At 70.7% G+C, this 13,709-nt stretch carries 13 protein-coding genes; 1 reads left to right on the top strand and 12 read right to left on the bottom strand.

What is annotated here, in order from left to right; translation table 11 throughout:
* Positions 1-283: 283 nt before the first annotated feature.
* The 11 genes from B9W62_RS30995 to B9W62_RS30945 form a co-directional block, all read right to left on the bottom strand.
* A complete protein-coding gene (locus B9W62_RS30995) occupies positions 284-3,136 on the bottom strand; it encodes a DEAD/DEAH box helicase (protein WP_087810244.1) in 2,853 nt (950 codons plus the stop codon).
* Between the two features lie 67 nt (positions 3,137-3,203).
* Positions 3,204-4,154: a twin-arginine translocase subunit TatC gene (gene tatC, locus B9W62_RS30990; RefSeq protein ID WP_087810243.1), complete on the bottom strand. Its 951-nt coding sequence runs from the start codon at positions 4,152-4,154 to the stop codon at positions 3,204-3,206.
* 47 nt (positions 4,155-4,201) lie between these two features.
* The gene (tatA, locus tag B9W62_RS30985; RefSeq protein ID WP_087810242.1) at positions 4,202-4,489 is read right to left on the bottom strand and encodes a Sec-independent protein translocase subunit TatA; all 288 of its coding nucleotides are present in this window, start codon (positions 4,487-4,489) and stop codon (positions 4,202-4,204) included.
* A 276-nt stretch (positions 4,490-4,765) separates the two neighbouring features.
* Positions 4,766-4,960 (bottom strand): hypothetical protein, encoded by a 195-nt coding sequence (locus B9W62_RS30980; RefSeq protein ID WP_087810241.1) that lies wholly within the window; start codon positions 4,958-4,960, stop codon positions 4,766-4,768.
* Between the two features lie 10 nt (positions 4,961-4,970).
* Positions 4,971-5,204, bottom strand: a complete 234-nt coding sequence (locus B9W62_RS30975) for a hypothetical protein (protein WP_373433715.1) — start codon at positions 5,202-5,204, stop codon at positions 4,971-4,973.
* Positions 5,205-5,332: 128 nt separating this feature from the next.
* Positions 5,333-6,403, bottom strand: a complete 1,071-nt coding sequence (locus B9W62_RS30970; protein WP_087810240.1) for a helix-turn-helix transcriptional regulator — start codon at positions 6,401-6,403, stop codon at positions 5,333-5,335.
* A gap of 18 nt (positions 6,404-6,421) precedes the next feature.
* Positions 6,422-7,375 (bottom strand): helix-turn-helix transcriptional regulator, encoded by a 954-nt coding sequence (locus B9W62_RS30965; RefSeq protein ID WP_087810239.1) that lies wholly within the window; start codon positions 7,373-7,375, stop codon positions 6,422-6,424.
* Between the two features lie 137 nt (positions 7,376-7,512).
* Positions 7,513-7,884: an FKBP-type peptidyl-prolyl cis-trans isomerase gene (locus B9W62_RS30960; protein WP_087810238.1), complete on the bottom strand. Its 372-nt coding sequence runs from the start codon at positions 7,882-7,884 to the stop codon at positions 7,513-7,515.
* Positions 7,885-7,944: 60 nt separating this feature from the next.
* A complete protein-coding gene (locus tag B9W62_RS30955; protein ID WP_087810237.1) occupies positions 7,945-8,952 on the bottom strand; it encodes an FKBP-type peptidyl-prolyl cis-trans isomerase in 1,008 nt (335 codons plus the stop codon).
* Positions 8,953-9,133: 181 nt separating this feature from the next.
* On the bottom strand, positions 9,134-10,495 hold the full coding sequence (gene pafA, locus B9W62_RS30950) for a Pup--protein ligase (protein ID WP_003977186.1): 1,362 nt from the start codon (positions 10,493-10,495) through the stop codon (positions 9,134-9,136).
* 9 nt (positions 10,496-10,504) lie between these two features.
* Positions 10,505-11,764: an MFS transporter gene (locus tag B9W62_RS30945; RefSeq protein ID WP_179235761.1), complete on the bottom strand. Its 1,260-nt coding sequence runs from the start codon at positions 11,762-11,764 to the stop codon at positions 10,505-10,507.
* 105 nt (positions 11,765-11,869) lie between these two features.
* Here B9W62_RS30945 and B9W62_RS30940 point away from each other — a divergent pair, with 105 nt between their 5' ends.
* On the top strand, positions 11,870-12,880 hold the full coding sequence (locus B9W62_RS30940; protein WP_179235760.1) for a LacI family DNA-binding transcriptional regulator: 1,011 nt from the start codon (positions 11,870-11,872) through the stop codon (positions 12,878-12,880).
* An 18-nt stretch (positions 12,881-12,898) separates the two neighbouring features.
* On the opposite strand, the gene prcA is transcribed toward B9W62_RS30940, so the two are convergent.
* Positions 12,899-13,687 (bottom strand): proteasome subunit alpha, encoded by a 789-nt coding sequence (gene prcA / locus B9W62_RS30935; RefSeq protein ID WP_087810235.1) that lies wholly within the window; start codon positions 13,685-13,687, stop codon positions 12,899-12,901.
* Positions 13,688-13,709: the final 22 nt, after the last annotated feature.

The raw sequence follows: 13,709 nt of genomic DNA, 5'->3' as shown, positions 1-13,709 counted from the left end.
CATTGGGAACAAGCGCGCGAATACACCTCAACTCGGTGCGCTGCGGGCGAGCTTAGTCCGGGGGGATCATCGCCGTGTCATATTCGGCAAGCACCTGAAACGGGCCCGGGGACTGGAGTATGGTCGTGCCCATTTGCACGATGGGGAGTCATTCGAACACGTGGAGTAATGCTCCATGGGCGTACGAATATCACTCACCGTGATGAGGGAAGAGGGCGCCGGGAGCCTGCGGACGCGGCGAAGGCCCGGCGGGAATCCCGCCGGGCCCCGCTGAGGGGTGGGGTCAGCCCACCGACGAGTAGGCGACCACTCCGCGCAGCAGCTCGTCGACCGCCTTGCGCGCGTTCTTCGGGACGGTGGAGCCGGCGCCGGGCGCGGCGGCCGAGATCTGGCCGAGGACGTCGATGACCTGCTTGCACCAGCGCACGAAGTCGCCGGCCGGCATCTCCACCTCGCGCAGCACCTCGTCGAGGCCCTTGCCGGACGCCCACATGTACGCCGCCCAGGCGAAGCCGAGGTCCGGCTCGCGCTGGCCGACGCCCTCGGTCTGGCTGATCCGGAAGTCCTCCTCCAGGGCGTCCAGGCGGCCCCAGATGCGGACCGTCTCGCCGAGCGCGGCCTTGGCCTTGCCGGAGGGCACCTTCGGCGCCATCGCGTCGTCGGCGGCCCGCGACTCGAAGACCAGCGCCGAGACGCAGGCGGCCAGCTCGGCCGGGGACAGTCCCTCCCAGACGCCCTCGCGCAGGCACTCGCTGGCGAGCAGGTCCAGCTCGCCGTAGAGCCGGGCCAGGCGCTTGCCGTGCTCGGTGACCTCGTCGCCGCGCAGGTAGTCCAGCTCGGTCAGCAGCGCGACGATCCGGTCGAAGGTGCGCGCGATGGTGTTGGTCCGGCCCTCGATCCGGCGCTCCAGCTGCGAGGTGTCGCGCAGCAGCCGGTGGTAGCGCTCGGCCCAGCGGGCGTGGTCCTCGCGGTCGTCGCAGCCGTGGCAGGGGTGGGCGCGGATCGCCTTGCGCAGCCGGGCGATCTCCCGGTCGTCGGCGGCCTGGGACCGCTTCTTGCGGGCCCGCTCCGGCGGGATGTGCCCGGCCTTGGTGCGCAGCGCGGAGGCCAGGTCGCGGCGGGACTGCGGCGAGCGCGGATTGAAGGACTTCGGGATCCGCATCCGGTCCAGGGCCTCGACGGGCACCGGGAAGTCGATCGACGCCAGCCGCTTGACCTGCCGCTCGGCCGTCAGCACCAGCGGACGGGGCCCGTCGTGGTGGTCGAAGCCGCGGTGCCCGTTGGACCGCCCGGCGGGCAGCCCGGGGTCGAGGACCAGGGCGAGGCCCGCGTACTTGCCGGTCGGGACGTGGATGACGTCGCCCGGCTTCAGCTTCTCCAGCGCCACGGCGGACTCGGCGCGCCGCTCGTTGGCGCCCTGCCGGGCCAGCTCCTGCTCGCGGTCCTTCAGCTCGCGGCGCAGCCGGGCATACTCGTCGAAGTCGCCGAGGTGGCAGGTCATGGAGGCCTTGTAGCCCTCCAGGCCCTCCTCGTTGCGCTGTACCTGGCGGGAGATGCCGACGACCGACTTGTCCGCCTGGAACTGCGCGAAGGACGTCTCGAGCAGCTCCCGCGAGCGGTGCCGGCCGAACTGCTCGACCAGGTTGACCGCCATGTTGTACGAGGGCTTGAAGCTGGAACGCAGCGGGTACGTGCGGGTGCCGGCGAGTCCCGCGAGGTGCTCGGGGTTCATGGCGCGCTGCCACAGCACCACGGCGTGGCCCTCGACGTCGATGCCGCGCCGTCCGGCCCGGCCGGTGAGCTGGGTGAACTCGCCGGGGGTGATGTCGGCGTGCTGCTCGCCGTTCCACTTGACGAGCTTCTCCAGCACGACCGAGCGGGCGGGCATGTTGATGCCGAGGGCGAGGGTCTCGGTGGCGAAGACGGCCTTCACCAGACCGCGGACGAACAGCTCCTCGACGACCTCCTTGAAGGTGGGCAGCATGCCCGCGTGGTGGGCGGCGATGCCGCGCTCCAGTCCCTCCAGCCACTCGTAGTAGCCCAGGACGTGCAGGTCCTCGCGGGGGATGGCGGAGGTGCGCTCCTCGACGAGGGCCCGCACCTGTTCCCGCGCGCCCTCGTCGTTGAGCCGGAGGCCCGCGTACAGGCACTGCTGGACGGCGGCCTCGCAGCCGGCCCGGCTGAAGATGAAGGTGATCGCGGGCAGCAGCCCCTCGGAGTCCAGCCGCTCGATGACCTCGGGCCGGCTCGGCGTCCACACCCGCGAGCGCTGTCTGCGCTCCCGCTCCCGGTCGGCCTCCTTCATGGCGCGGCCGCGCCTGCGGTCCTGGTAGGAGGGCCGGCTCGCCTCCAGGCGGGCCATGCGCGTGAGGTCGGGATTGACGGCCTTCTTGTGGCCCTCCCCCTCCTCGAACAGGTCGTACATCCGGCGCCCGGCCAGCACGTGCTGGAACAGCGGCACGGGCCGGTGCTCGGAGACGATCACCTGGGTGTCGCCGCGCACGGTGTCGAGCCAGTCGCCGAACTCCTCCGCGTTCGACACGGTCGCCGAGAGTGACACCAGGGTCACGGACTCGGGGAGGTGGATGATCACTTCCTCCCAGACGGCGCCGCGGAACCGGTCGGAGAGGTAGTGCACCTCGTCCATCACCACGTACCCGAGGCCGAGGAGGGTCTGCGAGCCCGCGTACAGCATGTTCCGCAGGACCTCGGTGGTCATCACGACCACCGGTGCCTCCGAGTTCACGCTGTTGTCGCCGGTGAGCAGGCCCACCTTGTCGGCGCCGTAGCGGCGGCACAGGTCGGCGTACTTCTGGTTCGACAGGGCCTTGATGGGTGTCGTGTAGAAGCACTTCCGGCCCTGTTGCAGGGCGAGGTGGACGGCGAACTCGCCGACGATCGTCTTGCCGGAGCCGGTGGGCGCGGCCACCAGCACGCCCTTGCCCGCCTCGAGCGCCTGACAGGCCTCGATCTGGAAGGGGTCGAGGCCGAAGTCGTACATCTCGCGGAAGGAGGCGAGCGCGGTGGCCTGCTCGACAGCGCGCTGACGGGCTGCCGCGTACCGCTCGGCCGGTGAGAGATCCTCTGTCATCGTGCTTTCGAGCGTACCGGCCCGCACCGACAACCGGACGATCATTATCGGGATCGGCCGTGTGGGGGTTCGGTGGGGGCGGCGACGCCTGCGGTCACCGCCCCGGCCGCCCTCAGGTCACGTCGTCGTAGCCGTTGACCCGGTCCTTCGTGGCCTGCTCGGGCAGGGCACGGGCTGTGGTCACGGCCTCGACCTCGCCGATGTCCTCGGGAGTGAGGTCCAGGTCGGACGCTTCGTCGTCGTCGGGCTCCAGCGCCTCGCGGCGGGCCCTGCGGCGGTCGTTCAGCAGGGAGACGGTGACGGCGGCGAAGTACAGGACCCAGATCGGCCCGGCCAGCATGATCATGGTCAGGGGGTCCGTGCTGGGCGTGGCGATGGCCGCGAACAGGGTGATCCCCATGATCATCGCGCGCCACCAGCCGAGCATCCGCCGGCCGGTCAGTATGCCGGTGAAGTTGAGCATCACCAGCAGCAGGGGCAGCTCGAAGGAGAGGCCGAAGACGAGCACCATGCGCGTGACGAGATCGAGCAGCTCGTCCAGCGGCAGCAGGTTGTCGACGTCGTTCGGCGTGAACTCGATCAGCACCTCCGCGGAGGTCGGCAGCACCGCGTAGGCGAAGTAGGCGCCGATGAGGAACAGCGGGGCGCCGGTGGCGACGAACGCGTAGGCGTACTTCTTCTCGCTTCGGTGCAGGCCCGGGGCGACGAACGCCCACAGCTGGTAGAGCCAGACCGGCGAGGCCAGCACGACACCGGCGGTCAGGGACACCTTCAGCGCCAGGGTGAAGGGGCCGAGCAGACCGTTGATGGTGATCTGCGCGCACGGCTCCGAGCCGGCCTTCGACTGGGCCAGCTCCGCGAACGTCTTCTCACAGCCGATCGACTCGAGGATCGGCTCGGTGAGGAGGTTGATGATCTCCTGATAGAAGAAGGCGGCGGCCACAGTGATGACGACGATGGCCAGCAGCGCCTTCGCGAGCCGGTTGCGGAGCTCACGAAGGTGCTCCGCGAGCGGCATCCGCCCCTCGGGATCCTTCTCCTTGTTGCGGGCAGACTTCAGCAACCCACGTTCCCATCTCGTGCGGCGGGCCGGAGGTCACCGGCCCTGCGTCAGCGCTTGGTCGTGTCCGTCGGCTCGGTGACCGGCCGGGAGCTGGTCACGTCGCCGGGGGCGGCCTGGATGGTGCGCTGCGCCGCGGACTGCTCGGGGGTGGGCGGGTCGGCGGGGGCGGCGTCGTCGGACTTGGCCTCGCTCTTCATGGCCTTGGCCTCGCTCTTGAGGATGCGCGCCGACTTGCCGAGCGACCGCGCCATGTCCGGAAGCTTCTTCGCGCCGAACAGCAGGATGATGACGACGAGGATGAGAATGATCTCGGGGGCGCCGAGCCTTCCGAACATAAGCTTTACCTTCTCACCGAGGCGGCTGGGTGGGGATGCTGTCCGACCGGCCGGACATGTGTCCGATCGATCGTCTTGTGCAGCGATCGTAACGCTCAGGGGTAAACGTGAGGCAATCCCCGTGCGTACTCCCGTCCGCGACCGGGCCTCGTTTTCCAGCCGCGACCAGCAGCGTACCGTCCGGGGCCCGTGAGGTGACAGGGCGAAGTGTCCCAAAACATAGCCCGGACCGGCCCGTCGGAGCAGCGGCGGGGCACCTCGGCGGGGTGCCCGGGGTCACAGGGCGTCGACGGCACGGGCGGCGCTCTCCGTCGCGCGCTCCAGGTCCTCCGCGGCCCGGCTGATCCGGCGGGCGGAGTCCGTCACCTGGCTGCCGAGGCGCTGCGCCTCCACGAACACCTTCACGGCGAACACCGCGAGGACGGCAAGACCCAGGAAACCCACGGCAACCGCGAACATCGGCCAGAACATGGGGTCGAGACTAGACCGTCGAGTGCAGCCGCAGGGTCCTGACCCCGCCGCCGGTGAGCAGCTCCACGACCCGCTCCCCCGCCGGCTTGCGCACGGCCGACCCGCACTCGGGGCAGGTGAACGAGTAGAAGGTGGTACGGCTCGTGGCGCCGATGGCCAGGCGCAGGGCGCTCGCGGCGAGTTCGAAACGCCCCCGGCAGTCCGGGCAGCCCGCCTTGAACACGACGGGTGACACACGTCTCATGCCGGCGAACGCGGTCGCCGCCGTCATGCCCGGCCCGGACGACCCGGCCGGTCGGGTCGGCCCGGACGGCCCGGTCGGCCCCGTCGGTCCGGTCGGTCCGGTCGGTCCGGTCGGTCCCAGGGGGTCGCTCACAGTGCTCGCTCCTGCCTGTCGTGCTGCCCGTCGACCGCCCCGGCCCCGGCGACCGTCTCGGCGCCGCCCCGCGCCCCCGCCGCCTCCATCCCGTCGTACGCGGCCAGCGCCTCGCCGGCGGCCCGCCGGGCGCTGTCGGCGAGCGCGGACGGCGAGACGATCCGGCCGTCCCGCCCGAGCCGCAGCGCCAGCCGCCGCAGGGAGGCGGGGTCCGGGGTGCGCAGGGTGATACGCAGGCCGCCGTCGGGAAGTTCGTCCGCGCTGTCGTGCGGGTAGTACTCGGCGACCCAGCGTCCGCCCGGACCGACCTCGACGACGACCTCGGGGTCCTCCGCGGCGGGCTGCACCAGCCCCTCCGACAGGTCCCGCAGCTCCACCTCCGGCGGTGCGGAGGGCTCGTCCAGGATCCGGATCTCGGCCACCCGGTCGAGCCGGAAGGTGCGCCGCGCCTCGGAGCGGCGGCACCAGGCCTCCACGTACGTGTGCCCGACGCTGACCAGCCGGATGGGATCGATCTCCCGCTCGGTGACCTCGTCGCGGGCCGGCGAGTAGTAGCGGATCCACAGCCGGCGGCGCTCCGAGATGGCCCGGTCGACGTCGGCGAAGACACCGCCCTCGGACTCGAAGGTGACGGACAGGCGCGAGCTGGCACCGGCGGCCTCACCGGCCGAGGTCTCCACCTTCGCGGTCGCCCGCAGCAGCGCCTGCCGGTCGCTCTCGCGCAGCCCCGGCAGGGTCGCCACGGCCCGGGCGGCGACCAGCAGCGCGGTCGCCTCGTCGGCGGCCAGCCGCAGCGGCTCGGCCGCGTCCGCGCCGAGCGCGGCCGGGTTGTGCCACCAGATGCGCTCGCCGTCGGTGTCGATGTCCAGCAGATCGCCGCCGCGGAAACTGGTGCCGCACATGGGCAGCACGTCGAGGTCCGAGACCAGCTCGTCCTCGGTGATGCCGAAGGCGCGGGCCACGTCCTCGATCCGGGCGCCGGGGCGCTCGCGCAGATACGTCACCAGGGACAGCATCCGCCGGGTCTGGTCGATGGCGTTCACGGGCCTGACCGGTTTGCCTGCCACAGTGTTGTCCGCTCCCCCTCAGCCCTTGGCGACGGCACGCAGCCGGTCCACCACGTCCGCACGCAACTCCGCGGGCTCCAGCACCACCACGTCCGGCCCGAACTCCACCAGCCAGGCGTCCAGGCCGTGCCCGTACGGAATCTCCAACTCGTCCCAGCCGTCACCGAGTTCCCGCACCCCGGTGGCCTTCGCCCGAAGGGGGTAACCCGCGCCCGTACGCAGCCGGATCAGCGCCGAACGGTCGGCACTCTCGCCCGCCCAGCTCGCGACCGTCTCCCGGACCGTGACGACGTCCGGCACCGGTGCGGTGAAGCGCGAGCCGCGCGCGCGCACCTTCCCCGTGATCCGCGACAGCCGGAACACCCGCTCGGCACCCCTGTCGCGGTCGAAACCCGCCAGGTACCAGTGGCCGCGCCAGCACTCCAGCGCCCACGGCTCCACGTGCCGCGGCTCGGGCTGGGCGGCATTCGCCTTGCGGTAGTCGAAGACCACCGGCCGGCGGTCGCGGCAGGCCAGCATTAGCGGCTCGAAGGCCGCCTCGTGCACCGGGATGCGGGGCTCCAGCGCGCTGTGCGGCTCGTACGGGTCGACGTCCTCGGGCAGCCCGGCGGCCCGCAGCTTTTGCAGCGCGCCGCTCGCGGCGCCGGCGAGACGGGCCTGCTGCCACACCTTCGCGGCCAGCCCGAGGGCGGCGGCCTCCTCGGCGTCCAGGGTGATGGGCGGCAGCCGGTTGCTGTCCCGGCGGGCCAGGTAGCCGATCTCGCCTTCGAGGCTCTCCACGGTCTCGATGACCAGTCCGAGTTCGCGCAGGTCGTCCTTGTCCCGCTCGAACATGCGGTTGAAGGAGTCGTCGGAGCCCGCCTCGAGGTAGGCCTCGACCGACTCGCGCAGCTCACGCTTGCTGAGCGGCCGCCGTGTCCCGAGCAGACACAGCGCCAGGTTCATCAGCCGCTCGGCCTTGGCAATGGCCATCGACGCCCTTCTCCCTATGGTGCTTACGACGGATGACCGTACCGCTCCGCGGTGGCGTGGCAAAAGCCGAGGGCCCACGCCCGGACAGGCATGGACCCCAGGTGACCGGCTCCGATCGCCGGCCGTTCGGACTTCGATCAGACTCCGAGCAGATCGACCACGAAGATCAGCGTCGAGCCGGGCGGGATCGCCGGGGTCGGGCTCTGGTTGCCGTACGCGAGGTGCGCGGGGATGGTCAGCTGGCGGCGGCCGCCGACCTTCATGCCCTGCACGCCCTGGTCCCAGCCCTTGATGACGCGGCCGCCACCGAGCGGGAAGCGGAACGGCGTACCGCGGTTCCAGCTGGCGTCGAACTCCTCGCCCGTGCTGAAGGTCACGCCCACGTAGTGGACGGTCACGGTCTGACCGGCCTCGGCAACCGGGCCGTCGCCCTCCCAGATGTCCTTGATCTCGAGGTCCGCCGGGGGCTCGCCGCCCGGGAAGTCGACCTCGGGCTTGTCGATGCTCACGTGTTCAGCTCCTGCTTGTCTGCGAAAAGGCAACGGCCCAAGTCTTACATCTCCGAGGGCTCACATCTTCGCGAGGATGTCCACGGAGAAGACCAGCGTGGAGTCCTTCTCGATGCCGCTGCCCTCCGGCGGGCTGTCGCCGTACCCCAGGTCCGGCGGGATGACGATGAGGACCCGGCTGCCGACCTTCTTGCCCGTCAGGCCCTGCGCCCAGCCCTTGACGACCTGCTGCAACGAGAACGACGTCAGCTGCTTCCTGGCGTACGTGGAGTCGAACTCCTTGCCGCCGTCCCACAGCACACCCTTGTACTGCACGAGCACACTGTCCTGCGCGCCGACCTCGGCGCCGTCGCCCTCCAGGACGTACTCGGCGGCGAGCTTCTTCGGCGCGTCGGTCTTCGGCACCTCGATGGACGGTGCCTTGCCGTCGGTGTTGGTGCCGACCTTCGGCAGGGCGGCGTCGTCCTGCGCGACCTTCTTGCCCTGGGCGCTGCTCTTCGCGTTGAACGTGTCCTGGATGTCGACCACGAACACCAGCGTGTCGTCGCCCTTGATACCCGCCTGCTCGTTGCCCTGCTCCCCGTACCCCCAGGTCGGCGGCACCGAGAACTGGACGCGGCTGCCGGTCTTCTTGCCGGTGAGCGCGTACCGCCAGCCGTCGATGATGCTGCCCTGGGCGAGCTGGATGACCAGCGGCGTCTTGCGGTCGTAGGAGTTGTCGAAGACCTTCGCGCTCTGCCAGACCTGGCCGAGGTAGTTCGCCGAGATGAAGTCGTTCTCCGCGACGGCCTTGCCGCCGCCCGCGATGACCGTCTTGACCGCGAGGTCCTTGGAGGGCTCGCCGCTGCCCTTGGCGACGGTCGGCTTCTCGTCGAACTTCGTCCCCGCCGTGATCGCCGGCAGCGGACCGTCGACGATCTTCGGCGGCGGCGCGGCCGAGGTGGCCGACGCGTCGGGCGACGGGCTCTCGCTCGCGTTGCTCGATGAGCCGGAGTCGTCGCTGTCACCGCAGGCGGCGAGCGTGGCCAGTCCCGCGGGGACGGCGATGAGGAGTGAGCGTCGGCGCACGGTGGGGGCCTCGTATCGGTATCGGTATCGGGTCGGTCCTGTTGGCTGGCGTGCGCGCAACTCTACGGCGTGAGAAGGGCACCGCACGGCTAACGTACGGTGCCCGTGTGGCGTTCCGCGCTTTCGCGCGGAGACGCTTCTCTCACCCGTCCGGACTCATGCCGCCCGGATCAGACCCGGATCACATCCCGGCGATCAGCTTCTCCACCCGGTCGTCCACCGAACGGAACGGGTCCTTGCACAACACGGTGCGCTGCGCCTGGTCGTTGAGCTTGAGGTGGACCCAGTCGACGGTGAAGTCCCGGCGCTGCTCCTGGGCCCGCCGGATGAAGTCGCCGCGCAGCCGGGCCCGAGTGGTCTGCGGCGGAACGGACTTGCCCTCGAAGATCTTCAAGTCGTTGGCGACCCGGGCCGCCTGGCCCTTCTTCTCGAGCAGGTAGTACAGACCACGACGCCGGTGGATGTCGTGGTAGGCGAGGTCTATCTGCGCGACCCGCGGGTGCGACATGGTCATGTTGTGCTTGGCCCGGTACCGCTCCAGCAGCTTGTACTTCATGACCCAGTCGATCTCGGTGCCGATGCGGTCGAGGTCCTCGGCCTCGATGGCGTCCAGCGTGCGGCCCCACAGCTCCAGCACCCGCTCCACGGTGCCCGTGCGGATGCCCCGGCGCTCGCAGAAGTCCACGGCCTTCTCGTAGTACTCGCGCTGCACCTCCAGCGCCGACGCCTCCCGGCCGCTGGCCAGGCGCACCTTGCGGCGCCCGGTGATGTCGTGGCTGACCTCGCGGATCGCCCGGATCGGGTTCTCCAGGGTCAGGTCCCGCATCACCGTGCCCGCCTCGATCATGCGCAGCACCAGATCGGTGGCACCGACCTTGAGCAGCATGGTCGTCTCGGACATGTTCGAGTCGCCCACGATGACGTGCAGCCGCCGGTAGCGCTCCGCGTCGGCGTGCGGCTCGTCGCGTGTGTTGATGATGGGCCGGGACCGGGTCGTCGCCGAGGAGACCCCCTCCCAGATGTGCTCGGCCCGCTGACTGACGCAGTACACGGCACCGCGCGGCGTTTGCAGCACCTTGCCCGCACCGCACAGCAGCTGCCTCGTCACCAGGAACGGAATGAGGATGTCCGCGAGCCGCGAGAACTCCCCGTGCCGGGCCACGAGGTAATTCTCGTGGCAGCCGTAGGAGTTGCCGGCGGAGTCGGTGTTGTTCTTGAAGAGGTAGACGTCGCCCGCGATTCCCTCCTCGTGCAGGCGTCGTTCGGCGTCCACCAGGAGTCCTTCGAGAATGCGCTCGCCCGCCTTGTCGTGGGTGACGAGCTCGGTCACGTTGTCACATTCGGGTGTCGCGTACTCCGGATGCGATCCCACGTCGAGATAAAGGCGGGCGCCGTTGCGCAGAAAGACATTGCTGCTGCGGCCCCATGACACGACACGGCGGAAGAGGTACCGCGCCACCTCGTCAGGCGACAGGCGGCGCTGTCCCCTGAACGTGCACGTGACGCCGTACTCGTTCTCCAGCCCGAAAATGCGGCGGTCCATGACTGAACATTACGCCTGATGACCCGAACTGAAACGGGGTTCGACGGCACGGTTTGGATCATTTTCCGATGAAGCCGCAACCACCGCCTCCCGCGCGGGAGCTGCGAGGACCCGCCCCGTGCACGCCAGTACGAGCAGCGAGACGAAACCCGCCGCCCCCGGCACCGCGAAGCCCCACAGCGCCCCACCGTGCTCCACGACGGGCCCCGCCAGGCCCGTCCCCACCGAGGCACCCACGGTGAACGTCGTCACGAGCCACGAGAACGCCTCCGTCACCGTGCCGCGCGGCGCGTGCACGTCGACGAGCACGAACGCACAGGCGATGCACGGCGCGAGGAACACACCCGCGAGGACCGTGAGCAGCACCATGGCCACCGCGCCCGGCATCAGCATCAACGGCAGATAGCAGACCGCCAGCAGGGCCACCAGCAGCCGCAGCCTGCGCGCCGGCGCACCGGCCCACCGCCGCGCACCGTAGACCGCTCCCCCGACCAGCGCACCCAGCCCCAGCGCGGCCATCAGCCACCCGTACACCGCGTCACCGCCGTGGTCGTCCGCGTACGGCACCGAGGCCACCGTGATCGACCCGAGCGCCATCCCGATGAACAGGAAGGCACCCAGCAGCGCCAGCAGCCCGCCCGAACGCAGCGCACCCAGCCAGTGCGCCTCCCGCGGCGCCGACCGCCACGCCCGCGAAGGCGGCGACACGACCACCGACAGCGCGCCCAGCACACCCACACCGTTCAGCACGAGCAGCGCCGCCAGCGGCGACCACAGCGACACGCACACCGTCACCAGCAGCGGCCCGACGGTGAACATGACCTCCTGCGCCACGGCGTCCATCGCGTACGCCGTGTGCACCTGGTCCTCCTTGCCCAGCACACTGGGCCACAGCGCCCGCAGACCGCCCTCCAGCGGCGGCGTGAACAGCCCCGCGGCCCCCACGGACAGGTACGCGAGCGCGGCCGTCCCGGTGCCCGCGAACGCGAACACGGCCATCGCCAGCGCCGACAGCACCGCGGCCGGCAACTGCACCCGCGGCTGCCCGTGCAGGTCCACCAGCCGCCCCAGCACCGGCTGCCCCACGGCGTTCGCGACGCCGTACACGGCCGCCAGCGCCCCCGCGAGGCTGTACGAACCGCCCTCGGCCCGCACGAACAGCACGATCGCGATCGCCGCGGTCGCGTTCGGCAACCGCCCGACCAGCGTGCCGACGAGCAGCCGCACGGCATGCCGCGCCCGGAGGATGTCCAGATACCCGGCGACCACGACCCACCTCCTTTGTCCGCGCTCCAGCAAGTTTTACGTATAACTTCCGTCGTCATACGTACCATGACGCCAGTTCCGCAGTCCAGACGAAAGCGCAGGCGAACGGTGGCACGAGGCAGCACCCGCCCCACGAGCCGGGACGTCGCCCAGGCCGCCGGCGTCTCCCAGGCAGCCGTCTCCCTGGTCCTCGGCGACAAATGGCGCGGCCGCGTCTCCGAACCGACCGCCCAGCGGGTCCGCGACGCCGCGCTGGAACTCGGCTACCGCCCCAACCTCGCCGCACGCAACCTGCGTCTCGGTCGCACCCGCACCGTCCTGCTGGTCGTCCCCGCCCTCACCACGGAGTTCTTCGCCGAGGTCTACACGGGCGCGGCACGCGTCGCCGCCGCACACGGCTTCGGCGTCGTCCTCTACCCCTCACCCGAAGGCGTCGGCCCCGCCCGGGACCCCTTCGCCTCCGCCCAGGCCGCTCTCGACGGCATCATCGCCTCCTCCATGGCCGCCGACGCCCTCACCGCCATCCGCGGCGACCAACTCCCCCTCGTCATGCTCGACAGCGACCCGGAAGGCAGCCTGGGCGCCGCCACGGTCAACCTCGACATCGCCGACGGCATCCGCCAGGTCACCGAGCACCTGCTGGCCCTCGGCCACCGCAGCTTCCTCCACCTCGCGGCCGACATCCCCTCCTGGACCTTCGAAGTACGCGCCCGCGAACTGGCCTCGCGGCTCGACGCCGCCCCCGGCACCGCACTGCGCACGATCCGGGCACCCATCTCGATCGAGGGCGCCCTGCGGGCCACCGAAGCCGCCCTCGCCACGCCCGGACCCCGGCCCACGGCGCTGGTCTGCGACGACGACAAACTGGCGGCCGGCGCCTACAAGGCCGTCCGACGCGCCGGACTCCGCGTCCCCGACGACCTGTCCGTCACCGGCCTCGACGACCTCGGCCTCGCCACCGCCATCGACCCCGAACTCACCACCGTCCGCCTCGACGCGGAGGCCTTCGGCGAACGGGGCATGCGCGCACTGCTCGCCGTACTGGAAGGCAGGCCCCCCGAGAAGGGGGACCTGCCGGTCAGCCTGGTGGTACGGGGATCCACGGCCCCGCCGCGGTGAGGCGGGCCCAGGTGGCGCCTACTCCTCGTCCGACCCGGAGTCGGTCTCTGCCTCGGCACCGGACTCGGACTCGGACTCGCTGTCCGCCGACGCCGTACCCGCTGCCCCGCCCGACTCCAGCAGCCGCGACAGCTGTCCGCCCACGATGCGCTTGAACTTGCGCTGCTGCGGACGCGTCCGGTCCAGCACCGCGACCTCCAGCCGCTCCGCCGGAATCTCCCGCTCACTGCCATTGGTGTCGCGCGACAGCGCCTGCACCGCCAGCTTCAGCGCCTCGGCCAGCGTCATGCCGTCCCGGTGCCGCTGGTCCAGATACCCGCTGATCTGCTCCGCGTTGCCCCCGACCGCCACCGAACCGTGCTCGTCCACGATCGAACCGTCGTGCGGCAACCGGTAGATCTGGTCGTTCTCCGGGCTGTCCCCGACCTCCGCGACGACCAGCTCCACCTCGTACGGCTTCTCGGCCTGGCTGGAGAAGATCGTGCCCAGCGTCTGCGCGTACACGTTCGCCAGACCGCGCGCCGTCACATCGTCACGGTCGTAGGTGTAACCCCGCAGGTCGGCGTAGCGCACCCCGCCGATCCGCAGATTCTCGTACTCGTTGTACTTGCCGGCGGCCGCGAAGCCGATCCGGTCGTAGATCTCGCTGAACTTGTGCAGCGCACGGGACGGATTCTCACCGACGAACACGATGCCGTCGGCGTATTGCAGCACCACCAGGCTGCGACCACGCGCGATGCCCTTGCGGGCGTACTCCGCCCGGTCCGCCATCGCCTGCTGAGGAGATACATAGAACGGCGTCGACACCGGTTATCCGTCCCTTCCTGTC

The organism is Streptomyces sp. CS113 (assembly GCF_002188365.1).
Taxonomy (GTDB): domain Bacteria; phylum Actinomycetota; class Actinomycetes; order Streptomycetales; family Streptomycetaceae; genus Streptomyces; species Streptomyces tendae.
The sequence above is the reverse complement of the archived record's forward strand: the minus strand, read 5'-3'. Positions and strand labels throughout refer to the sequence as shown.

Bases quoted from the DNA above. Each gene is read 5' to 3' on its own strand.
- B9W62_RS30995 (WP_087810244.1), bottom strand. From the start codon at position 3,136: ATGATCGTCCGGTTGTCGGTGCGGGCCGGTACGCTCGAAAGCACGATG.
- tatA (WP_087810242.1), bottom strand. From the start codon at position 4,489: ATGTTCGGAAGGCTCGGCGCCCCCGAGATCATTCTCATCCTCGTCGTC.
- B9W62_RS30980 (WP_087810241.1), bottom strand. From the start codon at position 4,960: ATGTTCTGGCCGATGTTCGCGGTTGCCGTGGGTTTCCTGGGTCTTGCC.
- B9W62_RS30975 (WP_373433715.1), bottom strand. From the start codon at position 5,204: ATGAGACGTGTGTCACCCGTCGTGTTCAAGGCGGGCTGCCCGGACTGC.
- B9W62_RS30965 (WP_087810239.1), bottom strand. From the start codon at position 7,375: ATGGCCATTGCCAAGGCCGAGCGGCTGATGAACCTGGCGCTGTGTCTG.
- pafA (WP_003977186.1), bottom strand. From the start codon at position 10,495: ATGGACCGCCGCATTTTCGGGCTGGAGAACGAGTACGGCGTCACGTGC.